The 23,846-nt window shown below is 41.2% G+C and carries 21 protein-coding genes; 11 read left to right on the top strand and 10 right to left on the bottom strand.

The window, feature by feature from the left end; translation table 11 throughout:
* Positions 1-196 (top strand): PD-(D/E)XK nuclease domain-containing protein (locus CU053_RS05535; RefSeq protein WP_199244220.1); only part of this gene is annotated, 196 nt, incomplete at its 5' end.
* Between the two features lie 34 nt (positions 197-230).
* Here CU053_RS05535 and CU053_RS05530 read toward each other — a convergent pair.
* The 5 genes from CU053_RS05530 to lptM all read right to left on the bottom strand — a co-directional run bounded on the left by CU053_RS05530 (position 231) and on the right by lptM (position 7,114).
* Entirely contained in the window at positions 231-2,186 is a 1,956-nt protein-coding gene (locus tag CU053_RS05530) for an ABC-F family ATP-binding cassette domain-containing protein (RefSeq protein ID WP_100550985.1), read from the bottom strand.
* Complete coding sequence (gene carB, locus CU053_RS05525; protein WP_100550984.1) at positions 2,183-5,401, bottom strand: carbamoyl-phosphate synthase (glutamine-hydrolyzing) large subunit; 3,219 nt, start codon at positions 5,399-5,401, stop codon at positions 2,183-2,185. Before carB ends, CU053_RS05530 begins: the two co-directional genes overlap by 4 nt.
* A 248-nt stretch (positions 5,402-5,649) precedes the next feature.
* On the bottom strand, positions 5,650-5,871 hold the full coding sequence (locus CU053_RS06570) for a DUF481 domain-containing protein (RefSeq protein ID WP_158107028.1): 222 nt from the start codon (positions 5,869-5,871) through the stop codon (positions 5,650-5,652).
* A complete protein-coding gene (locus tag CU053_RS06565) occupies positions 5,826-6,788 on the bottom strand; it encodes a DUF481 domain-containing protein (RefSeq protein WP_100550982.1) in 963 nt (320 codons plus the stop codon). Before CU053_RS06565 ends, CU053_RS06570 begins: the two co-directional genes overlap by 46 nt.
* 14 nt (positions 6,789-6,802) lie before the next feature.
* Positions 6,803-7,114, bottom strand: a complete 312-nt coding sequence (gene lptM / locus CU053_RS05510) for an LPS translocon maturation chaperone LptM (protein WP_100550981.1) — start codon at positions 7,112-7,114, stop codon at positions 6,803-6,805.
* 130 nt (positions 7,115-7,244) lie between these two features.
* Between lptM and CU053_RS05505 the strand changes: the two genes are divergently transcribed.
* On the top strand, positions 7,245-8,543 hold the full coding sequence (locus CU053_RS05505) for an AsmA family protein (protein WP_158107027.1): 1,299 nt from the start codon (positions 7,245-7,247) through the stop codon (positions 8,541-8,543).
* A gap of 4 nt (positions 8,544-8,547) precedes the next feature.
* Positions 8,548-10,599, top strand: a complete 2,052-nt coding sequence (gene recG / locus CU053_RS05500) for an ATP-dependent DNA helicase RecG (RefSeq protein ID WP_100550979.1) — start codon at positions 8,548-8,550, stop codon at positions 10,597-10,599.
* Here recG and CU053_RS05495 read toward each other — a convergent pair.
* Together CU053_RS05495 and galE are read right to left on the bottom strand one after the other, a co-directional pair.
* Complete coding sequence (locus tag CU053_RS05495; RefSeq protein ID WP_100550978.1) at positions 10,567-12,939, bottom strand: MMPL family transporter; 2,373 nt, start codon at positions 12,937-12,939, stop codon at positions 10,567-10,569. The genes recG and CU053_RS05495 overlap by 33 nt on opposite strands.
* Before the next feature lie 67 nt (positions 12,940-13,006).
* The gene (gene galE / locus CU053_RS05490; protein WP_100550977.1) at positions 13,007-14,002 is read right to left on the bottom strand and encodes a UDP-glucose 4-epimerase GalE; all 996 of its coding nucleotides are present in this window, start codon (positions 14,000-14,002) and stop codon (positions 13,007-13,009) included.
* A 248-nt stretch (positions 14,003-14,250) separates the two neighbouring features.
* Between galE and lptF the strand changes: the two genes are divergently transcribed.
* The 6 genes from lptF to CU053_RS05460 all read left to right on the top strand — a co-directional run bounded on the left by lptF (position 14,251) and on the right by CU053_RS05460 (position 18,766).
* Complete coding sequence (gene lptF / locus CU053_RS05485; protein WP_158107026.1) at positions 14,251-15,348, top strand: LPS export ABC transporter permease LptF; 1,098 nt, start codon at positions 14,251-14,253, stop codon at positions 15,346-15,348.
* A complete protein-coding gene (gene lptG / locus CU053_RS05480; RefSeq protein ID WP_100550975.1) occupies positions 15,345-16,415 on the top strand; it encodes an LPS export ABC transporter permease LptG in 1,071 nt (356 codons plus the stop codon). Before lptF ends, lptG begins: the two co-directional genes overlap by 4 nt.
* 5 nt (positions 16,416-16,420) lie before the next feature.
* Entirely contained in the window at positions 16,421-17,002 is a 582-nt protein-coding gene (gene rsmD, locus CU053_RS05475) for a 16S rRNA (guanine(966)-N(2))-methyltransferase RsmD (RefSeq protein ID WP_100550974.1), read from the top strand.
* A gap of 64 nt (positions 17,003-17,066) precedes the next feature.
* The gene (locus CU053_RS05470; protein ID WP_100550973.1) at positions 17,067-17,690 is read left to right on the top strand and encodes an RnfABCDGE type electron transport complex subunit B; all 624 of its coding nucleotides are present in this window, start codon (positions 17,067-17,069) and stop codon (positions 17,688-17,690) included.
* A gap of 9 nt (positions 17,691-17,699) precedes the next feature.
* Positions 17,700-18,338 (top strand): endonuclease III, encoded by a 639-nt coding sequence (nth, locus tag CU053_RS05465; RefSeq protein ID WP_100550972.1) that lies wholly within the window; start codon positions 17,700-17,702, stop codon positions 18,336-18,338.
* Positions 18,335-18,766 (top strand): DUF1841 family protein, encoded by a 432-nt coding sequence (locus CU053_RS05460; RefSeq protein ID WP_100550971.1) that lies wholly within the window; start codon positions 18,335-18,337, stop codon positions 18,764-18,766. The genes nth and CU053_RS05460 overlap by 4 nt, the downstream gene beginning before the upstream one ends.
* Before the next feature lie 12 nt (positions 18,767-18,778).
* Here the strand turns inward: CU053_RS05460 and ftsZ are convergent, their stop codons facing one another.
* Positions 18,779-19,882: a cell division protein FtsZ gene (ftsZ, locus tag CU053_RS05455; RefSeq protein ID WP_100550970.1), complete on the bottom strand. Its 1,104-nt coding sequence runs from the start codon at positions 19,880-19,882 to the stop codon at positions 18,779-18,781.
* Positions 19,883-20,114: 232 nt separating this feature from the next.
* Between ftsZ and CU053_RS05450 the strand changes: the two genes are divergently transcribed.
* Positions 20,115-20,582 carry a polyhydroxyalkanoate synthesis regulator DNA-binding domain-containing protein gene (locus tag CU053_RS05450; protein ID WP_100550969.1) on the top strand — a complete coding sequence of 156 codons (468 nt, stop codon included), beginning with the start codon at positions 20,115-20,117 and terminating at the stop codon, positions 20,580-20,582.
* A gap of 22 nt (positions 20,583-20,604) precedes the next feature.
* Here the strand turns inward: CU053_RS05450 and folP are convergent, their stop codons facing one another.
* Both folP and CU053_RS05440 read right to left on the bottom strand, forming a co-directional pair.
* Complete coding sequence (gene folP / locus CU053_RS05445; RefSeq protein WP_100550968.1) at positions 20,605-21,912, bottom strand: dihydropteroate synthase; 1,308 nt, start codon at positions 21,910-21,912, stop codon at positions 20,605-20,607.
* Entirely contained in the window at positions 21,900-22,265 is a 366-nt protein-coding gene (locus CU053_RS05440; protein ID WP_100550967.1) for a dihydroneopterin aldolase, read from the bottom strand. The genes folP and CU053_RS05440 overlap by 13 nt, the downstream gene beginning before the upstream one ends.
* A gap of 151 nt (positions 22,266-22,416) precedes the next feature.
* Here CU053_RS05440 and dacB point away from each other — a divergent pair, with 151 nt between their 5' ends.
* Entirely contained in the window at positions 22,417-23,766 is a 1,350-nt protein-coding gene (dacB, locus tag CU053_RS05435; protein ID WP_100550966.1) for a D-alanyl-D-alanine carboxypeptidase/D-alanyl-D-alanine endopeptidase, read from the top strand.
* Positions 23,767-23,846 lie beyond the last annotated feature (80 nt).

Raw genomic sequence — 23,846 nt, 5'->3', positions numbered from 1 at the left:
GATCATGCACGATAAGGTGGTAATTATTGAATTTAAACTCGCTAAGTTGGGGGATGCCAAGAGTGCCATCAAGCAGATTAAAGATAAAAAATATGCGGAAAAATACCTTAGCAGCAATAAGCCTGTTTATTTGATCGGTATCAGCTTCGACTCACAAGAACGGAATGTGATTGATTTAGTATCTGAGTCGTTTTGACGCGTAGGGGCGAAATATTTTTCGCCCCTACTACCTATCCCGTCAACCTTTCCAATTCCTCAACTAATTCAATCCATATTAACTCTTTTGCATCAATCTCAGTTTGCAGCTGTTGCTGTGCGGCTAATACCTCATTTAATTGCACTTTATCCTGATAAAATGCTTCATCTTGCAACCTAAGATCAAATAATTTCTTCTGCGCTTGCAACCTGGTGATTTCTTTTTCAAGCTTATTTACCTTATCTTGCAAGGGTCTTAATTTAGCTTGTACTTGCGCGCGCTGCTGACGGGTTTCTTTTTTATTTTTCGCACTTTCAGTTGTAGATTCTAAAGTCTGAGGTTCATTTGAGTTTTCAACGACAGCATCTTGCTTTTGTTGGCTTTTCTGCCTTTCTTGTTTTTCTTGTTTTTCTTGTTTTTTCTGTCCAAGCATATACTGATAGTAATCATTTAAATCACCATCAAAAGCCCTTACCTGCCCTTGATCAATCAACCAATATTCATCGACCGTACTTTCCAACAAATAGCGATCATGTGAAATAAGCACTAATGCGCCTTCAAATGATTGCAGGGCATAAGCCAAGGCTTCGCGTACCTCAATATCCAAATGGTTTGTTGGTTCATCTAACAACAGAAAATTTGGCTTTTGGTAAACAATCAATGCCAGTGCCAGACGTGCTTTTTCACCCCCTGAAAACCCACCAATATTCGACAATGCCATGTCATTGCTAAAGTTAAAGCGCCCTAAAAACTTGCGTGCCTGCTCTTCCGTTATTTTGCCATCTAAACGCTTAATATGCGTTAAGGCAGAGGCTGAAAAATCAAGTGCATCTAACGAATGCTGTGCAAAGTAACCCACTCTTAAATCTGGATGCTTGTTACACTCGCCAGATAATAATGGCAACTCACCTACCAAAGTTTTCACCAGGGTTGATTTACCCGCGCCATTTTTGCCCAACAATCCTATGCGCATTTCTGGCAAAATCATTTGATTCACATTGTGCAAAATGGGCTTCTTAGCATAACCCAAGGCAGCATTATTCAGTGCTAACAGGCATCCTGCTGGCATTTTAGCACTTTGCGCAAATGAAAAACTAAATGCTTTTTTATCATGCACCTCTTCTATACGCTGCATTTTCTCAAGCATTTTCATGCGAGATTGCGCCTGTTTCGCCTTAGAAGCCTTCGCCTTAAAGCGATTGACAAAGCTCTCCAAATGGGCAATCTTTTGCTGCTGCTTGACGTGCGCCTTCTGCTGCAAAAGCCTTTGCTCGTGATATTGTTTTTCAAAACTTGAGTAATTCCCGCTGTAGCTTGTCAGCGATTTATTTTCGATGTGTAAAATACGATTCACCACATTGTCTAAAAATATCCGATCATGCGAGATAAGCACAATTGCCCCTGGATAATTTTGCAAATAGCGCTCAAGCCACAACACCGCATCAAGATCTAAGTGGTTTGTTGGCTCATCCAAAAGTAAAACTTCCGCTTGCTGCAATAGTGCTTGCGCGAGATTCAAGCGAATTCGCCATCCTCCTGATAAAGTACCAACAGGTTCATGAAATTGTCTTGTTTCAAAGCCCAATCCATCGAGTAACAAAGAAGCTTGTGATTCTAGTTGATAGCCACCCAAGACCTCAAAATCCGCATGCAACTGCGCATATTGTTCATATGCTTCATCCTGTAAAGTCTGTTGCATCGCGAGATTAAGCGCATAAAGCTCACGATTGCCTTGCATCACATAATGTAAAATGGAAGCATCTAAATCATCCACTTCCTGTTTTACTGTCACGATACGTGTGCCTTTTGCAATCTCTATCTCACCTTGGTCAGCGTGCAAAGCGCCTGCCAAAAGCATAAACAGGGAAGTTTTGCCCGCGCCATTAGCCCCAACAAGACCTATTTTTTGTTGGTCATAAATTGAGAAACTTACCTCATTGAGTAGCTGTTTTAAGCCACGTTGGAGTGAGATATTCTGTAATGTGATCAAGTACGCGTCTCCATAAATTCGCGCCACGATTTTACCTGCAGTGGCGCATCGTACAGCTCGGCTAAGGAGCGCAAAGTGAGCTCCGCAATCTGCAAATTAGTAATAAGCGGGATGTGATGATCGACGGCTAAGCGTCGGATTTTGAAACCATCAGAAACATTATCATCACTAACATGCTGTGGTCTTCTTGGAATATTAATAATCAAGTCAACGTAGTGATTAGCAATGATGGTTTCAACATTTGGCATTTCTGACTCGCTGATCTTGTGGGTAAGCTTTGTTTCAATACCTAAGTCTTTGAGATATTGATGCGTGCCAGTTGTCGTGTAGATTTCCCAGCCTTCTTGAGAGAGTCTTTTAATTTCAGGCAGAAGTTTGACTTTCTTATCTCCCCCAATAGACAACAGCACCTTCTTACGCTTGACAAACATCTCGGTGGCTTGCCAGGATTTATAAAAAGCATCCAATAGGTCATAACCAATACAGCCCACCTCCCCCGTTGAGGACATCTCAACATGCGCCACAGGGTTGGCACCCTTTAAGCGGTTATATGAAAACTGTGAAGTCTTAACGCCAACATAGTCCAGATCCAGCGTGTTATAGCGCTTTCTCTTATATTTGCCCATAATCACTTCGGTGGCAATTTCAATAAAATTATGCCCTGTTACCTTAGATACAAATGGAAAAGATCTAGAGGCTCTAAGATTACATTCAATGACTTTCAAGTTATTGTCTTTGGCAATAAATTGAATATTAAAAGGTCCAGAAATCTCCAGGGATTTCACGATTTTTTTGGTAATACGCTTGGCGCGACGTATGGTTTCCAGATACAGATTCTGCGGCGGCAGCACAATGGTTGCATCCCCTGAGTGCACACCTGCATTCTCAACGTGTTCAGAAATGGCATAAATCACAATCTCACCATTTTCAGCAACCCCATCGATCTCAAGCTCCTTGGCATTACTGATAAAATCTGAAATCACCACAGGGTATTCAGGGGATACCAAGGTTGCTTCCGCCAGGTACTGTTTAAGTGCATCTTCTGAATAAATGACATTCATTGCAGCCCCTGATAACACATAGGATGGGCGCACCAAAATGGGATAGCCAACCTTGTTGGCAAAGTCTTTGGCATTTTCAAGGGTTGTCACCGATTGCCAATCAGGCTGATCGACCTGAAGTTCATTAAGCATCTGCGAAAATATCGCGCGATTCTCTGCTTTATTAATGTTTTTGGGTGAAGTCCCTAAGATCTGGTAGCCAGCTTTTGACAAAGGAATAACAAGATTATTTGCAATCTGCCCACCAACTGACACAATAATGCCTTTGAGATTTTCAAAATCGGCAATATCCTGCACTCGCTCCAAAGTAAGCTGCTCAAAGTAAAGTCTATCGGATTCATCATAATCCGTTGAAACGGTTTCGGGATTGGAGTTGATAATAATAGGCGACTCACCAAGCTTCTTTAAGGTGTGAGCGGTGGTCACACCACACCAGTCAAACTCCACGGATGAGCCAATGCTATAGGGTCCTGAGCCGATAATTAAAGTTGCGGGGAGCTCAGATGGCTTCACATCATGTTCAACGCCGTGATAAGTCATGTATAAATAATTGGTTTCGACCTCAAATTCCCCCGCCAGAGTATCGATCTGTTTCACATAAGGAATAATCCCTTGTGAAATACGCCAGGCGCGCAGAGCCTCTACATCCATTTCACGAAAGCGCGCAATACTCTTATCTGAGAAGCCGAGTTTTTTCGCCTCTTTTAATAGCTCTTTAGTTAATGGGTTATTTAAATCCTTTAGTCGATTCTCCATTTGCGCAATCGTACGCATGTGATTTAAAAACCATTTGTCAATCTTTGATAGCTGATAGGCTGTTTCAATCTCACCCCCTGCGACAAAAAAGCGATGCAGCGCAAAAATCCTGCGATCCGTTGCGCGCTCAATTTCAAGCGCTAAATCAGGAATCTCATAAGGATAATCTGCTAAATCGGCTGCACCAATATTCAGCATACCCACAGCTTTTTGTAAACCTTCAGGGAATGAGCGACCAATCGCCATTACCTCACCGACCGATTTCATTTCAGTCCCGATAAAGCGCTCAGCTTTTTTCAGCTTATGCGTATCCCAGCGTGGAATTTTTACCACGATATAATCAAGTGCTGGTTCAAAATAAGCACAGGTTTTTTTGGTTACTGCATTTTGTAATTCATACAGTTTATAACCTAAAACAAGCTTGGCAGCGATAAACGCGAGTGGATAGCCTGTGGCTTTTGAGGCAAGCGCTGAAGAGCGTGATAATCTTGGGTTGATCTCAATCACGCGGTAATCGGAAGTTTCCAGATTAAAGGCATATTGAATATTGCACTCACCAACGATGTTAAAATGATTCGCCACTTCAATGGCAATCTCACGTAAACGATGATATTCCTCATTATTTAAGGATTGTGACGGCGATACAACGATACTTTCTCCCGTGTGAATCCCCATAGGATCAAAGTTCTCCATGTTACACACGGTTAAGACATTGCCTGCCATATCACGCACGATTTCGTATTCAAACTCATTCCAGCCAAGAAGACACTCCTCAATCAACACCTGGGAGGTTGCATTAAGCACCTCGGTTACTCTGTGTTTTAGCTCACTTTCTGTTTTAACGATCCCAGACCCCAACCCGCCAAGTGAAAAACCAGAGCGCATCATCAGTGGAAAGCCGATTTCCTTAGCTGCTTCAAGCGCTTGTTTACCTGTTGTGGCAACAAAACTCTTAGCAGTTTTAATACCTATTTCATCGAGTTTATTTTTAAATAATCCACGATCTTCCGCATCTTTGATGGTTTGAATCGAACTTCCCAAAACCTTGACATTATGCAGTGCTAAAATCCCTTTCTCTTCAAGCAGAAGCCCTAAATTTAAAGCAGTTTGCCCACCAAAACTTAACATAATGGCATCGGGCTTTTCTTTCTCAATGATTTTAGTCACATGAGCTAAATCTAAAGGCTCAAAGTAAACCTCATCCGCCATGCCTGGATCCGTTTGAATCGTGGCAATATTCGGGTTCACCAGAATAACTTTGATGCCCTCTTCTTTCAAGGCCTTAATGGCTTGGGATCCTGAATAGTCAAATTCACCTGCTTGTGAGATACGAATGCCACCAGAACCTAAGAGTAAAACTTTTTGGATATGTTTGAATTGCTCGCGATGATTAGTCATTGAAAGTTCACGTTGCCCGAGGTTGCCCCATTCTAAAGATTTTTTGTCGAAAGGCAATTACCGAACCTGAATATTGTCCGCAGAACTTGTTTGACGGTAAACGTCTAAGTATGCGTTCCCACGCGGGAGCGTGGGAATGAGGATGACGTAATAATGTTGTCATCCAGATGGTTCCTGGCTTCCCCCAGATTTTGTAAGATAAATCTTCGAATAAAACTTTACGATACCGTCAAAAGCCCCTCAGTGTTTCAAAAACTATACGCAATCGTCGTTGAAGTGATCGTGTTCATGCGTTTTTTGCCTGCACTTGCCCAACTGTTACCATTTATCTGGAATCCCAATTGTACAATCAGATTCTTATAAATTTCCATCGACAGTGTGCTATTGGTTTGATAATTCGTTGCATTATCTGCCGTCCAGTTGGCTAAGATACTTTGTTTAAAGCTTGAAAAATCGGTAAAATTCCACACGTAATCCAGACCTCCCTGCGCACACCCAGGGCATTAGAGAACTCCCCTGTATCCTTGACCTTCTGTTGCGTTAAACTTCGACCCACCGTAGCACTTAGTGACATTACAGCACTCGTAAATAGCTGACGCTTGTATCCCACCGACTCAGACAGTATGTAACTATAGCTATCTAACTGATCATTAAGATAATTTACTCTGCCATAGACGCCGTTATGTTTATCAAAATTCCATGACGAGGTTATGGTTCCCTGAAATTTATTCGTTTTGACACCCTTGCCATTGGGCATATCATCGCGATTATACAAGTAACTCATCACCAAAGTATTTTGCCATGGAACTATCGGCTGATAGCTTAAATTAGCATTGGCGTTGTAGTTAGTCGCAGCCGAGTTTCCTGTGACAACACTCCCGCCCAACCCGAAACTTGTCCCCTTCCACGGCTCTGCCACGGCAATATTTGGTTTCTTTTGAGATATTGCATCATCATTTATAATACCCTCAGGCAGATTTAAACTATTTAGCAATGAGCTGACCGTTACACTTGCCGAGTTAGGCGCGTCACTTCCTGCGTTTCTTGCTTTTTCCACTGCTTCTGGCACGTGCGCAAACTGCGACTGCATGCTCCCATTCCAAGAACTCACTGGTTGAGGGGTACCTGAGGATGCTTCTTGCCTTACATCCTGACTTTGCTCTTTGGCACCAGTTTGAGTTTCACTATTTGATTGAACCTCCGCGCTACCCGTCTCTACTTGAGTATAAGTTAGCGCTTCATAATGTTGCGCAAGCTCCTCATAACTTTTTGCTAGTGCTTTATATTTTTCCGCCATAATCCTGGCATCATTTGGACTCATTGCATGGGCAACTGTTGCACTTATTGCCCCCATTAATACGGCTACACCAGTTAGCCTTTTTCTCATTAGAAACTCCTGTCTTAGTCGGTGTTAGTATTTTCAGTGCTTTTAGTTTTGTTGATCGCTTGATCCTGATCCGCATCAACATCTTTGCCGCCGCTTCCTGTGGCATTATTAACCTCGGGTTCACCCGTAGTTTCCGATACATTGAGCATCTGATGTTCGTGCCCTTGCGTGCTGGTCATTACTGTTGTGGACTCTGTTTTTTTGGGGACTGATGTGCTTGACTTTGCATTTTCTTGCGGTAAGTATAATGGACCCATTTGACCACATCCTGTTAATAGAAGACTTAAGGAAAAGAGGCTTGATAATTTAAGAGAACTTTTTGTCATAATCCGCTTGGCGCAATTCGAATATTCGTTACAATGACCCCACATAATAGAAAACATTAGGCATGAAGCCAAATATATTCGTGGTATTTTTACGTTTAATTTGAGATATAACTAACTGGAGGAATTCAGTGTGATAAAGAAAATTTTACTCAGCATGATCAGCCTGTTTGTGCTTCTTATAATTCTACTGTTTATCTGGCTTGCTTTTTTATTTAATCCCAATGATCACAAAGCCTGGATAACGCAAAAAATAAATAATGACGGCAATCTTAACATTACCTTCCAAGGCAAGCTGGATTTTTCTCTGTGGTCAATGCAGTTAAGATCTCAAGAGGTCGCTATTAACGCACAAAATGGCACATTTAAAAGCTACTGGCGAAATGCTACGATTACAATCAATCCAGTTAATTTTTTAACTCATCCGAGGAACCCGTTTGAATCTCTTACTTTGAGTAGCGGTAGAATTGAAATCCAGTCTGGGCATATCTTTAATGTACCAAAGCTTAATGTAATTGAAAGCACACAACAGTACAAAGTAACCACTGAGCTTACGAATAACCTTCAACAGCTATTGATCGAACTCACCCTTATTCCACATACCGATGCCATAGAAATCAAAGATCTGCGCTTACAGACCCATCTAAATGATCAGCCTGTTGATTTAAGCATTCCAAACTTATATCTCAGTGATGCTTCCCCCATAAACAGTATCAACAACATTCGTTTAACCATTAACGATCAGGTTTTAATAGGAAAACTCAGTCAAGTTACGCTAAGGCCCACGCTGTCAGCCAAAGGTCGTTTTTTTGCACCTGAAATCTCCGTTGATAAACTTCTTGATTTAAATGGCTTTTCGTTGCAACTCCAGCAATTTGCAGTTGATTTTCTCATCCAGAACAACCCACAACAAGCACCACAAGTCAAATTGAGTATTCACGCTAAAAAAGGAAAACTCGTTGGGATTGATTTAAATAGCATTGCATATTCGACACAGAGTTTACTTGCCGCTGTTGATAAGGGCGATGGAATTGGTAGCGCATTTCAAACGCTTAAAACACGATTGTTACCCTTGTTTAATCAGGCAAAATTCATCGCTGACCCCAGTAAAACGACTACTTTTAAAACACTTGCCATTGAGAGTGAAATCAGCACGGAGCATTTACTGACTCAGTCCATAAACTGGCAGGCAGCTGAATTTAGCATTACGGGAAATGGCATGTTCAACTTTGCACCTAAAGAGTGGCATTACCCTCTTAGCATCAATATTCCAGGTAAACAAATTCTGTCCATTCCTTACATGATTAGCTATCAAAATAAGCAATTTACCGCAGGGGTTGATCAGGAAAAATTACAGAGAAATTTACAACCAATTATTGAAAAAGCACTAACTGAAGCCTTGAGCAATAAACTAGGTTCATTTTTTAGGTAGCTTGATGATTGCGCTTGAATCACTAAAAGGCATGGGTAAATCAACGCTTGGCAAACTGCATAAAGCTGAGATTTATACCTCGTGTGATTTGTTATTACACTTACCTAAAGATTATCAGGATAGGCGCGCTATCACAGCGATCGCAAGAACGACTCCAGGACAAAAGCAGCAGATTGAAGGCGTTATTCGCCAGGTAAATGTCTCAGATTATGGCAAAAAACATCTTAGCTGTTATTTTTCCGACGATAGTGGCACCTGCATAATGCACCTGTTTAAGTTCTATCCCAACCAAGTGAATTTGTTACAGAAAGGACGCATACTTCGCTGTTTTGGCGAGATCATTCATAATCATCATGGCATTGAAATCATTCATCCTGAATGGCAAATTATCACGCATCAAGATCAAAACCCATCAGGGGAGATCACTCCTGTTTACCCAAGCATTGAAGGTCTTAGCTCTAGCGTAATCTACCGATTAATCCAACAGCTAAAAACACACAATATCTTCCAAGAGGCTTTGCCGCAAAGCATTTTACATCATTATCAGTTACCTGAAATCAACACTGCTTTACATCATATTCACTTCCCTGAAAATACCCATTTTGGTCAAGCCATGCAGTTGGCAAGTAAAGCAAGATATCGCCTGGCATTAGAAGAGATGCTGGCGCATAATCTCAATGCCAAAAAAGCACGTATCACCAATCAGTCTACACCTTTTGCGCCCATTCATATCCAAAATACACGGTTAAATCAACTGATTGAACAACTGGGCTTCACCCCAACTCAGGCACAACTGCGCGTCATTCACGAGATATTCACTGACTTAAGCTTAGCCAAACCGACCTTACGTTTGGTACAAGGTGATGTAGGCTCAGGCAAAACCGTTATCGCAGCAGCCGCCTTAATTCAGGCATCAGCAAATAATCTTCAGTCCGTGATGATGGCACCAACAGAAATTCTGGCAGAGCAACACCATCACAACCTATCGAAATGGCTCAACGATTTTAATATCCCCGTTGTTTTTGTGGCACAAAAACTCACAGCCAGTGAGCGTAACAAGGCAGTTGGGATCATTAATGCCCATTATAATTGCGTGATCATAGGCACGCATGCTGTTTTTCAGCAAAGCATTGAATATCCAAAGCTTGGACTTGTAATTATTGATGAACAGCACCGTTTTGGCGTTGAGCAGCGCCTGGCTTTACTTGAGAAAGCCCGCGTGAATGCCTGGCAGCCGCACCAAATTGTGATGACTGCCACACCAATACCACGCACACTGGCGATGACGGTTTATGGTGATTTAGATCTATCTATCATTGATGAGCTACCCCCTAATCGCAAGCCCATTACCACCAGTGTGTTAAATCAAAGCAAAAAAGAAGCTCTCATCACCAGGCTTAGGCAGCATATCCAAAACAATGGTCAAGCCTATTGGGTATGCCCTTTAATCGAAACTTCAGAAGTGTTGGTGAGCTTGCAGGATGCGGAGTCTTTATTTGAAATGCTTAAGCTCACGCTTCCTCATGCGCGCATTGGTCTTATTCATGGCAAACTGAAATCTCAGCAAAAAACCGACATTATGCTTCAATTCAAAGCACATCAAATTGACCTCTTAGTCGCGACAACGGTGATTGAAGTTGGTGTCGATGTGCCTCATGCCAATCTTATGATCATCGATAATGCCGAGCGTTTGGGTTTATCACAATTGCATCAGTTAAGAGGACGTGTGGGTCGCGGAGAAAAGGAAAGTAATTGCATCCTTCTCTACCAGTCCCCCTTGTCTTATACGGCCAGAAAACGGCTTGAACTTATGCGCCAGACACAAGATGGTTTTGTGATCGCCGAGGAAGACCTTAAACTTCGCGGTCATGGGGACATTTTTGGTAAAAATCAAACAGGGGATATTCAATTCAAAGTCGCTGATTTAAGTCAACATCAGGCACTTTTCGATGATGTCACCCGCATTGCCGATAGGCTTATTGCCTCCCACCCTGAAAGCATTGATCTCATTATTAAACGCTGGTTAAATAGGGCGGTAAGTTACGTTAGAGCTTAATGGCGATAGCAAAAATGCGCTGGTGATTCCAACGAAAACAGCCAGACCAAAGTAGTGAATGACGGGAGTTTGGCTAAATGCCAACAGACCAAATGATAAGATGGTAGTGATTGCTGAGAGCGCGACCGCGAGCATCGTGCTGTGAGTTGTCGATCTGGTCTCGGCAAAAAATAGCACATAGTCAACGGCAATTCCTAACACTAAGATGAGTGCCAGAATACTAAACAAGGTGATGGGTACATTAAAGAGACCGAATACAGCAAGACTTAAAAGGGTTGCCATGGTTGGGGGAATAAAGTAACAGAAGGTTTTTTTAATATTGCGGTAACGCAGTAGCAATAATAAAAACAAGACAGCAAAAACAAGGATAAGTAGCCAACCAATATACTGGCGATATGTTTTAAAAACACTCGAAATATCATCGGCTTTATTGATAAAACCTGCATAAGCGAGCTTCGCAGCTAACGCCTTGATACTGGTCATATTAAGTTTTTGCGACAATAAAACAACAGAGGCAAATTGTGGAGCCCTTCCCTCTCCACGATAGAGCTCCCCCATCCACAGGAATTTTAAATTTTCTGATATAGGCGAGTTTAACCACGCATCAACGGTGAGCGGTTTAAATGAAATCGAGCTTAGTGCCCGCTGTATGCGCTCTACTTCTTTGGGGTCAACGCCAATGTCAGCAAAAAATTTTAACAAACGAGCATTGAGTAAATTATTGCGCACCAAGTCATAATTTTGCTTTTGAGTGTTAATATCAGGTAAATATTGGCTAATGGCAATGACTGGGTGTGCAATCTCAGGGTTATCCTGTTTAATCAAGCGTACAAACTCATGCTCATGCGCTATCACCTCATCGCCAGAGTCTCCAGTAATAATCACGAAATTGGTGCTGACATCGCTATCGATAATTGATTTTAGCTGCTGCTCGTTGCTTTTTAGGGCATGTGGCGTGGACTCTAAAATACGAATGTCATCATTGACATGTAAACGTCTAACACCGGCTATTACGATGATACTAAGGATAAGGTAAATGAGGATGATTTTGGCAGCTGATAAACCTTGCCAAAGTCTAAGATAAGCGCTAGACATGCGATTAATTATCGAATCATGCGTGGTGTTTTTTGCGCGAAGCACGTAAGGAAAGAGACTCACAACGGTTAAATAGGACATAAACAAACCGCTAATAGCGAAACTTGCCAGTTGCCTTAAGCCTGGAAAAGGCGCAACCGCAATGATTACATAGGCAATGATCACATTGAATAACCCAAGGGTGATACCTGAGAATATCCGCTTTAATCCTGATTGTGAATCCCAGTTTTTGCCACCATAAAGTCGATCGGCATAGTAAAAGAAAGCATAATCCACCGAAATGCCAATAAGGCTTGCGCCAAAAACGAGGGTAAATAAAAACACCTCACCAAAGATGAGATAGGTTACTACGAAGGCAAACACAAATCCCATCGCACTGGAAAAAAGAGTCAATAACAGAGGTAAGATAGAGCGAAAGCACATAAGTACCAATAGGATAATGCCAATCAATGAACCAGCACCGATAATCGAAACATCATGATGCGCGCTATCAGTGCCTGCTTTGGCGTAGAAGATCATGCCAGTCATCAAGTAATGGGTTTCTGGGTATATCTCTTGAATCTCAGTTTGCGTGCTTGCCAATAAATCAGTGATTTTACTTTGATTAGAGAGTGAAAAGCTACCCTCCTTCAAGGTCGCATTGATCATGCTATACCAGATGCCATCGCTTTCCGTCATAAGATGATTCTGATATAACTCAAGCGTGTTAGAGGGTTTAGGTAGCTCAAGAATAAAACGCTGAAATAGCGAAAACGGGTCGGTTTCAAGAAGTCTCGAATTGGTGATTCCCATTGGGTTATAGAGATTAGATAGCGCTTCTTGCTCAATTTTATCAAATTCATGACCTCCCATTAAACGTGTATCAGAGCTTGAGAGTAAGGATAGGCGATAGGGAAAATAAAATTGCCCCCAGGCCTCTTGTTCATTTGTGCTTACCTCATTAGTAACCACGCTAAAGTCATTCGATTGCTTAAGTTTGAAAGTGAATATATCCGAGGCTTGTAATGCTTTTTGCTGATCTGAATTCCCAACCAAGATCACCATCTGTTTTCCCATCTGATTGGCAAAACCATCGGCAGTTTTTTGAATGCTATCTGATTCCTTAGCACCAGGCAAAAGAGCAAGCATATTGGTGTTTATCGGTAAGCCTTGTATCAATAAAAAAGCAAAACCAGACAAACTTAAGATCACGAGGATAAGCCAGGCACATAAGCGTCTTTTGAAGTTAATTGTGTGGTATAACATGCAAGTTTCGCTTTTAAAGTCATTGCTGCATAGTGGCAGAGATTACAAGGAAGTACAATTCTTTTAATTACTGACGATTTTGCCAGCCCCAGCTATCAATCATCATTTGATGAATGTCCCTTGTTGCTTGCCAGTTGAGCTCAACTTTGGCTTTACTACAATCAGCCCAACATTCATCAATGTCACCCATACGCCTTGGTTTTATTTCAAAAGGCACTTTTTTGCCTGTGGCTTGTTCAAATGCGCTGATCACCTCAAGTACAGAATAGCCGTTGCCAGTACCCAGATTCCACACAAAGCAACCTGTTTTAGCTTTGATATATTCGTAGGCTTTTAAGTGTCCCATTGCCAAATCAACGACATGAATATAATCGCGAATACATGTCCCATCTGGGGTGTTGTAATCATTGCCAAATACCGGTAATTTAGCTAGTTTACCGCTGACAACCTGGGTTAAATAAGGCAATAAGTTATTTGGAATGCCGTTTGGCAACTCGCCAATCAAACCGCTTTCATGCGCCCCAACTGGGTTGAAATACCGCAATAAAGCAATGGACCATGATGTGTCAGCAAAAGCTATATCTTGTAATACTTTTTCAACCATCACCTTTGACACGCCATAGGGATTCGTTGGCACACCAATTGGACAGTTTTCAGTAATTGGCATTTCCACTGGATTACCATAGACGGTTGCTGATGAACTAAAGACAAACTTTTTAACACCGTTTTCTTGCATCACCTTTAGTAAATTCAGTGTTCCTGCAACATTGTTATCATAGTACTCCAAAGGCTTAAAGACGCTCTCACCCACCGCTTTTAATGCAGCGAAATGAATAACCATTTCTATTTTGTATTGCTTAAATATGGTCTGAAGAGTACGCTCATCACGAATATCCCCTTTAACAAATACGGGCTTCATATGGGTTATTTGCTGTACCCGTTCAATCATATTTGCGCTGCTGTTATATAGGTTATCCAAGATAACAACCTCCAAACCTGCCGTTAAAAATTCAACCACGGTGTGTGAACCAATAAACCCTGTACCACCTGTAATTAAAATCATTTTATGCCTTAATTTTACTTATCTTTTGATGCTGCAATCTACCAAATTGCGCTGATTACGCCAACTAAAATGACGGACTAATAAGGAACTCTAACAAATACCCTATTAAACAGCATGCAATCTATCACAATATTCCAATGAAATCGCTGGCAACGCCGCTGATTTTCTCGGATATTCATGTAAAATGCGTTAAGATTTTGGCATAGCGATTACATTAATCAACCAAAGACTTGATAGAGGACGCTCTTTTGATATTACTTCGTTACTTAAACCGTGAGCTTGTTAATATGACGATGGCAATTATTCTGATTTTGCTTTTGATCGTCATCAGCAATATGTTTGTGCGTTACTTATCCATTGCCTCTGGAGGAAACATCGAAGCAGGAGCGGTGTTCAAAATGATTTCCGTCATGCTACCTAAGTACATTGCCTATCTATTACCCATTAGTTTTTTCTTTGCCATTTTAATAGTCTACGGCAAGCTGTTTGCTAATAATGAACTCACGGTTATCTTTGCTTGCGGCATCAGCTGGTTTCAACTGCTAAAGTTTATTTTTATACCAGCACTTAGCTTATTTATCATTGAGCTGATTCTGACGATCACCATATTGCCTAAAATGGATCAAAACTATTTTCTGGTACAAAAAACAACGACAAAAAACTCCCTGATCAGTTTTGTTCAGCCTGGGAAAATTATTCCTTTTAGTGATGGGAAGCAAGTGGTTTATACCAAATCCATCGATAGTGATGGTACCATGCATGATATTTTTATTTATCAGCAAAAGCCAAATAATGGCAGTACCATCATTACCGCACCAACGGGTTATGCCCAAACAGAGGCTAATGGAGATCAATATTTGGTGTTAGCAAATGGCTATTTCTATGATGCCAGACCAGGAAGTGCTGAGTTACAAAAAGGACAGTTCGCTCAGGCTACACAATTTATTTCATCCAAAGTTACGCTTGACTACAACGCATCGGTTGAAGCTGTACCCACATCTGAGCTTACCAATACAGACAATCCTCGTTACCAAGCTGAGTTTCAGTGGCGTCTAAGCTTTCCTATTGCGATCCTGGTGTCATCCCTTATCGCGTTAGCCATGTGTAAAATGCGACCGCGACAAAGTCGTTATAACAAAATTATTCCAGCTCTCCTGGTTTTTATCATTTACTTTAACCTCCTCTCACTATCTAAGTCATGGTTAAATAATGGCAACATCCCTGGCTGGATTGGACTTTGGTGGGTGCATTTTGTTTTTGCAGGTGTTATGCTTTTCATTTTAAAGCAATATAACGGACAGATTTTCGCCGTCAAAAGCAAAGTGGGCAAAATGGGGAAAATATGAAACGCCTAACCTTATACGTTGCTTCAACCGTCTTATACACCTCATTTATCATGATTCTGGCATTGACTGCCATTTTCTTTTTGTTCACCTATATCGCCCAGGCAGGTGACATTGGGAAAGGAAACTTCTCTGCCCTTTCTGCCTTTTTGTACGTCCTTTATGAAGCGCCTGCTAATATTTACCTCATCATGCCTGTGTGCGCACTTTTAGGCGGACTAATGGGCTTGGGTCTCCTCGCGAACAACAGCGAGCTTATCGTGATGCGTGCCTCAGGGCAATCCATTACGCAAATTGCCAAAGGCGTTCTGCTTGCAGCTTTTGGTTTGGCTTTTTTGACTTTCCTCACAGGCGCCTATATTGCTCCTTACTTTCAGAAAAAAGCCACGATAAATAAAACGCTCGCCACGGGCGGCAATGAAGCTCTGGTTTTGTATGACACACAAACTTTATGGATCAGAGAAGGTAATGCTTTCATTCATGTAGGGCAAAATGATACTAGCGGGAAGTTAAACCACATCACCAAATATACGATTGACAGCAATCAACTTACTGCTATTGATCATGCTGAGAATGCAAACTTCAAAAACGATCAGTGGCAAGTCAATAATGTTACTAGCACTCAAATTGGCAAAGACAGCAGCATTGTTTATCATGACAAAAAGCAATACTGGCATAATTTACTCCCGCCTTTACTGTTAAAAATAATTACATCAAATACAGAATACTTAAATTTAAACGAACTAGTGGACTACATTAAACTTAACAAAGAAGGTCAACAAAGCTCCAACCGCATCTGGCTTAAATTCTGGCAGATTTTTTTCCAACCATTGTCTTTAATCATTCTCATGCTGATCGCCGTTCCTTTCTCTTTAGGTTCAATGCGCTCATCTGCTTTGGGCTATAAGTTTATTATTGGCATGCTGTTTGGTTTTAGCTTCTATATTATTAACCAGACCTTTGGTCCCTTTAGCTTAGTCTATAACCTGTCCGCCTTCTGGGGGGCAGCAATTCCAAGTATTATTTTTGTGGTTATACTGGGCTTTTTATTCTGGAAAATGCGTGAGTAACTTCCATGGCTTATCCCCCTAAGACAACAACACCGTCATCAAGTAAAATCCGCATTATTTCGGGAAAATATAAAGCACACCACATTGAATTTTCCGCGCGCAAAAATGCCGATCTTCGCCCCACCTCTGATCGCCTGCGTGAGACTCTGTTTAACTGGCTTATGCCCTACATTGTTGAGGCAAAATGCCTTGATGCCTTTGCTGGCAGTGGAGCTCTTGGCTTTGAAGCCTTATCACGTCTTGCAAAATCTTGTGATTTTTTTGAGCTTGATGCACAAGCGATTAAACAATTAGAGCATACTAAAAATAAATTAAACGCAGATAATGCCAACATTTATCACGCCAATGTCTTAAGTCATGTGCAGCATTGCCTCAATTATCAGCTGATTTTTCTAGACCCCCCTTTTAAAAGTGAGCTTTTAAGCGAGGCATTATCCCTTATTCTTGCCAATGAAAACATAAGCCAAGACGCGCTAATCTATGCCGAATATCCAACGATAACGCCACCAGACTTATTGGTGCATTTCAGTATACTCAAACAAACCAGGCAGGGTGCCGTTTCCGCCTGCTTATTGCGAAAGCAATAATTCATATTCTCATTGATTTACGCTACAATGCCGCCTAAATCAAAGTGACAAGTTAGTTAGTTAAATGATCGTATCCGTTGACGCCATAGATGCCATTTTACCCCAAACTCAGTGTACTAAGTGCGGCTATCAGGATTGCTATGATTACGCCAAAGCAATAAAAAATGGTGAGAAACATAATCGCTGCCCACCTGGAGCTCAAGAAGGCGCTGATAAGCTTGCTCACTTACTTCAAAGGGAAACTCTTGCACTGGATGAAAGCTGTGGTAAACATCAGCCCAAACAAATTGCGTGGATTAATGAAAATCTGTGCATTGGTTGCATGAAGTGTATTTTAGCCTGCCCAGTGGACGCCATCATTGGCGCTAAAAAATTAATGCACACCGTCATCGAGGAAGAATGCACAGGGTGCGATTTATGTGTTGAGCCATGCCCTATGGATTGCATTGAGATGCGTGAGCTGCCTTTGCAAAAGCAACCAAAATTTTTAAGTCATAAGCAAAACGAAGCACAGAAAAATCACTATCGCCTAAAACACAACCAGCGTAAATTTCGCATGAAGCAGCAAAAAGTTGCTGAAACCCAAAAGCATCAGCAAAATATTGAGCTCAACAATTTAAACATTGATAAAAAGGCGTATATTCAACAGGCACTTGCTAACTTTAAAGCCAAAAAGAAATTGGATTAAAGCAATCTTATGAATAAGCTAAAACGCCAGAAAATATTTGAGATTTGGCAACAAAACAATCCCAATCCGACAACAGAACTCCGCTATAACTCCAGCTTTGAGTTGTTAATTGCCGTTATCCTCTCAGCACAGGCAACTGACGCGAGTGTTAATAAAGCCACTGATAAGCTTTACCTTATCGCTAATACACCAAAGACGATGCTCGCCTTGGGTGAAACCAGATTAATGGAATATATCCAATCGATTGGCTTGTATAAAACTAAAGCCAAAAATATCATTAAAACCTGTCAAATATTAATCGAGCAACACAATGGTCAAGTACCATATGAACGCAAATCACTTGAGGCATTACCAGGCGTTGGGCGCAAGACTGCCAACGTTGTCTTAAACACTGCTTTTGGAGAACTCACCATGGCGGTTGATACCCATATTTTTCGTATTGCTAATCGTATTAATCTTGCCCCAGGCAAAAATGTGCATGAAGTTGAGGAACACTTACTGAAAGTGACCCCTAAAAAATTCTTAAAGAATGCACATCACTGGCTTATTTTGCATGGGCGCTATATTTGTACCGCAAAAAAGCCAAAATGTGGTCAATGCCCTATTTATGCTTTGTGTGAATTTAAACAAAAAGAAGACTACTTATGATTTTTAACTCAAATCGCCTTGAACTGAGAAAATTATATTTTGACAGCTGGCACAAATACTTAACGAAGCAAGCGCTAAGTGCTCTTGAAACACAAATTGCACGAGTGATTGAGTGTCATCCTGAATACCAGCATTATTTATCAAATCAGGATAATTTAGACAAAGACTTCCCACCTGAACTTGGTGAAACCAATCCATTTTTACACATGGGTCTGCATCTTGGCTTGATAGAGCAGGTGGTGACTAATCGACCTTCTGGGATTTCGACCATTTATCAACAGCTTTGCGCAAAATATCAGGATGAGCATAAAGTGCAGCACGATATGATGGATTACCTGGCTGAGTCTATCTGGAGTTCACAGAAATATCAGACCTTAGCTGATGAAGCGATATATATTGATCAACTAAAACAGCTGCTGCTTAAATGACAGGCACATTTCTTAAGAATTTGTATCGGGCTTACCGTCCACATTGACTTTACGCGCAAGAGTTTGACCTTCGCTTAAATGCAGTGATCCTGCCTGCTGTTGTTGCGCCTTTACCTGGCGAATCGTGTTATAGCGCTCTGTGGTGACATCAACATCAAAACCCGTAACGATAATCGTAATATCAACCGCATCACCCATATCTTCTTTGATGGAAGTTCCTATAATCACAGGCGCATCAGCAGAAGCAATCTCTGCCACTTTATCTCCCAGTTCAGTAAACTCTCCCAGTGAAATATCATTGCTTGATGTGACACACACCAACAAACCTTTGGCATTTCTAAGCTCAATATCTTCCAACAAATCACATGAAATCGCTTTGTCAACTGCTTTTAATATCCGATCTTCGCCACTTGCGTGTCCCGTTCCGATAACGGCTAAACCAGGAGAAGCCATCACTGTTTTCACATCGGCGAAGTCAACGTTGATATGCCCAGGGGTACGTATAATTCCTGTCATTGACGACATGGCATTGTAGAGAACATCATTTGCGGCATGAAATGCAGCCATTAAGGTTGTCTTATCACCCAGTGATTTTCGTAGTTTGTCATTTGGAATGACAATAAGTGAATTGACATGCTCCTGTAGTGCTGAAATTCCTTGTCTTGCTACCACTTCACGTCTGCGCCCTTCAAAAGAAAATGGAGTTGTCACCACACCAACAGTCACAATACCTTTGCGTTTGGCGACCTCGGCGATAATACCAGCAGCACCCGTTCCAGTTCCTCCCCCCATCCCTGCTGTAATAAACAACATATCACAATCTGCAATCGCCTCTTCAATATAATGCATACTTTCCTGAGCTGCTTTTAAACCCACCTCAGGGTTAGCTCCAGCACCCAAACCTTTAGAAATAAATTCACCTATTTGCACCTTATTTGGAGCAAGATTTTTATCTAGTGCTTGTTTGTCAGTATTTAAGGCGTAAATCTTGGCACCCTGCAGACCTTTTTCCACCATGTAACTCACGGCATTACCACCGCCGCCGCCAACACCAATGACTTTAATTCTACCGTGTTCAAAACCGCTTGAATGCTGTTCTTGCTCTAACTTGGACATAGTTTCTCCTAATCTTATCCCTTATTCAAAGACGCCCATTAGTATATACGTAAATACGCTAAGAATAATGAGATTTCTCTGCGTTAACCTCAAATATTCTTTGATTTTTGCATCATCTCTTTCGCACTTTCTTTATTGCCTATCTTGCTCTATCTGTTTTCTTAATTACCGATAAGCATGGATCTGTGATAGACTAGGACCACAAACTCTTTCAATACGGCGATAATCTCTCATGGAAATACAAGATGATAAAGACAAGATCCGCTTTATTAAAAAATATCCTAATCGGCGCTTGTATGACACTCAAACCAGTTGCTACATCACTACCGAAGGGGTGCATAAGCTTGTTCTTGAGCACGAAAATATTGTGGTTATCGAAAACAAAACAGGTAAGGACATCACCCGAAGCGTATTAATGCAGATAATTAATGATCTGGAAGAGAACAGCCCACGACAAATGTTTAGCAATGATTTTTTAGCTCATGTCATTAAGTCTTATGGCACCGACATGCAACACACACTGGTGTTATGTTTTAATAAAACGCTTGATTTGTACCTGGGGCAGAAGCAGACATCTGAAGCCTTAAGCAAAAAAAACAGCTCTGCAATGAGTCCTGGTGATTATTTCAATACTGTGGCTCGAGATAACATTGATCGCTGGCAAAAGTCTTGGGATAACCTAAAAAGCACTAAGAAATAATCCTTAAATTTTCACCTATACCCTACATGAAGGGTAACTGTTTAGCCACGCGCGCAAAACTGACATTATGCACACGAATGTAATCGATATTTTTATGAATCAACGACCTGGTGATCATTGCTGTTGCCAGATCTTTTAGGTCATTATTAGCTCCTATAACACACGGCATCACAGAAGCTTTACGTGAGTGCCCGACAAGAAGGCTTATCCCAAGACTCGCTTTTATTTTCTCCACATGTTGCAAGAGATGTTGCGCCTGATACGGATACTTACCAAAACCAATACCCATATCAAAAATTAACTGCTCACGCTTAAGTCCATAGCCAAGCAGTTTTGTAATTTTACCCTGCCCATAGCTAATAAGCTCCTCCACTGGATCTCTATCTGGACTCAAGTACTCAGTACCTGCTTTACCCAGCTGGTGCATAAAAACATATGCTATCGGTTTATTTGAGAGCAATTTTGCTATTTCTTGTTCTTCAATACCATAAACATCATTAATCATCGTCACACACTCATATGCTAATGCTTTCTCAACGACCCCTGCATGATACGTGTCAATACTGACCTGAAGATGAAGTGGAAGTATTTTTGTTTTAACGAGCTCATTGACAATCTCAAGATAGGGCATAAGGGTCTGCCAATGATTTTCTGCTGATTTTGCAATAGCATTTGGTTTTGTGCTCTCGGCACCTAAATCAATCACTTCCGCACCCAAGTTCACAAGATTGACAATATATTGTGCAAATTGCTCTATCGCTACAACGCCTTCCGCGTGTGTAGAAAACGAGTCTGCCGATAAATTAACGATTGCCATAATTTGGCTGCCAGACAAGGTAAATGGTGCCATTGTTAATGCTGGCATGGTTTTAAGCCTGGCATACAGGTTGATAGCGCGCTCTGAATAGCACCAATTTGACCATACATCCAGGAGGGGCTGTAAAGCAAAGTTTCGCTCCAACAGGTACCGATGTGGGATCTGCAGCCGCTCACTCTGATAGACTAAGTCATCGTAACAGAGAATATCAATGTCAATTTCTCTTGGTGACCAAAACGCATGATTTGGATCACGCCCGAGTTGTATTTCAATACGCTTGATGCTATCTAGCAGCCTTTCAGGGGAGAGGGTCGTACTGATTAAAACGGCTACATTATAATAATCAATATCCCAGTTACTCTGGGCATTATTAGGCAATAATGCTTTTGTTTGATAGATCGGTGAAAATTTTTTAATCTCACCAAGTTCCTGTGCAATTAACATGACTGCTTGACGTAAATAATGAAGCTTTTGCCCCATATTACTCCCCAGACCCAACACTACCTGGTACATAAATGCTCCACACAAAAGCTTGCCACAGAAACATTATCCAAGGGTGGTTTTTTATGCAGTTCAAGATATATATCAACACTGTACTCTTTCAACATATCGACTACAGCATGTAGTAAAGTGTATGCCAGATGCTCTATCAACTGATAGCGTTTTTTTAATGCAGTTTGAATTAAAAGTGCATTAATGTCAGCATAACACACGGTGTCTTCAAGTTGATCACTGAAACACCCCTTGGGTATCTGATGATAAGCAACACACAAATCTAACAAAACCTCCTGGGCTGTCTGTTGCTCAAAGTCATAAACCCCTAAATAGGCATTTATGATAACGTTCTTTAATTTAAGCTTATACATAATGCCGAATCACAGATTACAATCATTTCTAAAACTTGCTATTATCGGCGACATCTTTAAAAATCGATAGTCAAAAATAGTTATTAGTGTGAAAAAGATAATCCTTATTACTTGTGCTGTTATAAGCACAATAGCCCTATCCTTTGCCTCAATGCGTAGTGAAATTCAATCTTTAGTGAAAACGTATCGCTTATCTGATGTGTCTATCGGTATTGCTGCCAAACAAGTCAGCTCAGGGGGAATGCTTTACACATACTCTGAAACCCACCAATTTATCCCTGCAAGTAACAATAAAATATTTACGGCAATTGCTGCACTCACCGCTTTGCCTAAAAATTTCCAATTTACCACTAGCGTTTTTTATGCAAGCGCCCAATATAACCATGGCATTTTAAACGGTAACTTGTACATCGAGTTTACGGGAGACCCTAGTTTAACTGGCGCATCACTATATAACTTAATTTCCCAAGTCAAGCAACATGGAATCACAAGAATCAACGGTGATGTCATCTTAATTGCAAATCATTTTTCGGGTGACTACACGCCTAATGGTTGGGATAAAAATGATATCCCCTATTGCTTTGCAGCCCCTGCTTCCACGCTCAATATGAATAAAAACTGCCTTGTCATTAAACTGGTGAACACTAGTGGCAATAATACCGAAGTTAAAAAAATCGCCAACACCAGTAATATCACCATCAATAACACGACTAAGCTAGCCTCGGCAAGTGATCGTAAGAGCTGCGCTTTTGATATACAAATGACGCGTGACAACGTCCTTAATTTATCAGGCTGTTTGCCTCAAAAAGCTGAATTTTATCTTAAGCTTGCCATTGCTAACCCTGCTTTAAAAACAAAACAAAGCATTGATGGCTTTTTATCGGAGGTCGGAATTTCCCATTATGGAAATACTATTTTTGGTAAGTTGCCTGATAAATCTCAGCTTACTCTAGTTGCATCAACATCTTCGGCATCTTTGGATGATTTAATTACGCATATGCTGCTAAAGTCAGATAATCTCTACGCTGAAAGCTTCCTGAGAACGATCGGTCACACCCAGTTAGGTCAAGGCAGTACTGCAGCAGGCACTCAAACCGTAGAATCACTCATAAAAAAAACCTATGCCATCGACACAACAGGTGGGCTACACATGGAAGATGGTTCAGGTCTTTCAAAGCTTGATTCGGTCACCCCTGCTTTCATGGTTGAGCTATTAACAAAAGTCTATAACAGCAGTATTGGTAAACGCTTTTATCAAGCACTTCCCAGCTCAGGTGAAGATGGTAGTTTAGCTTATCGCATGGGCGGAAAACTCCAAAGGCGAGTACACGCCAAAACAGGGACCCTTGCTGGCGTGTCGACTCTTTCAGGCTACCTGCTTACCAGACAAAATCACCTTATTAGCTTTTCAATTATGTTAAATGATCTAAGTCGCAAACAGCGCGTTAAGGCACGCATGTTTGAAGATGCCGTGATCAAGATTTTTTACAACTATCTTTAGTGTTGCTAATGTGAGTTCGACATACAAACCTCGTTAAAGCATCGTCTTTTCAGGCATTTCTGCGTTAGTGTACACTTAAA

Origin of the sequence: Caedibacter taeniospiralis (assembly GCF_002803295.2) — a bacterium.
In the GTDB taxonomy this organism is placed as follows: Bacteria; Pseudomonadota; Gammaproteobacteria; order Francisellales; family Francisellaceae; genus Caedibacter; species Caedibacter taeniospiralis.
Note: the sequence above shows the minus strand (reverse complement) of the source record. Positions and strands in the feature narration are given on the sequence as shown.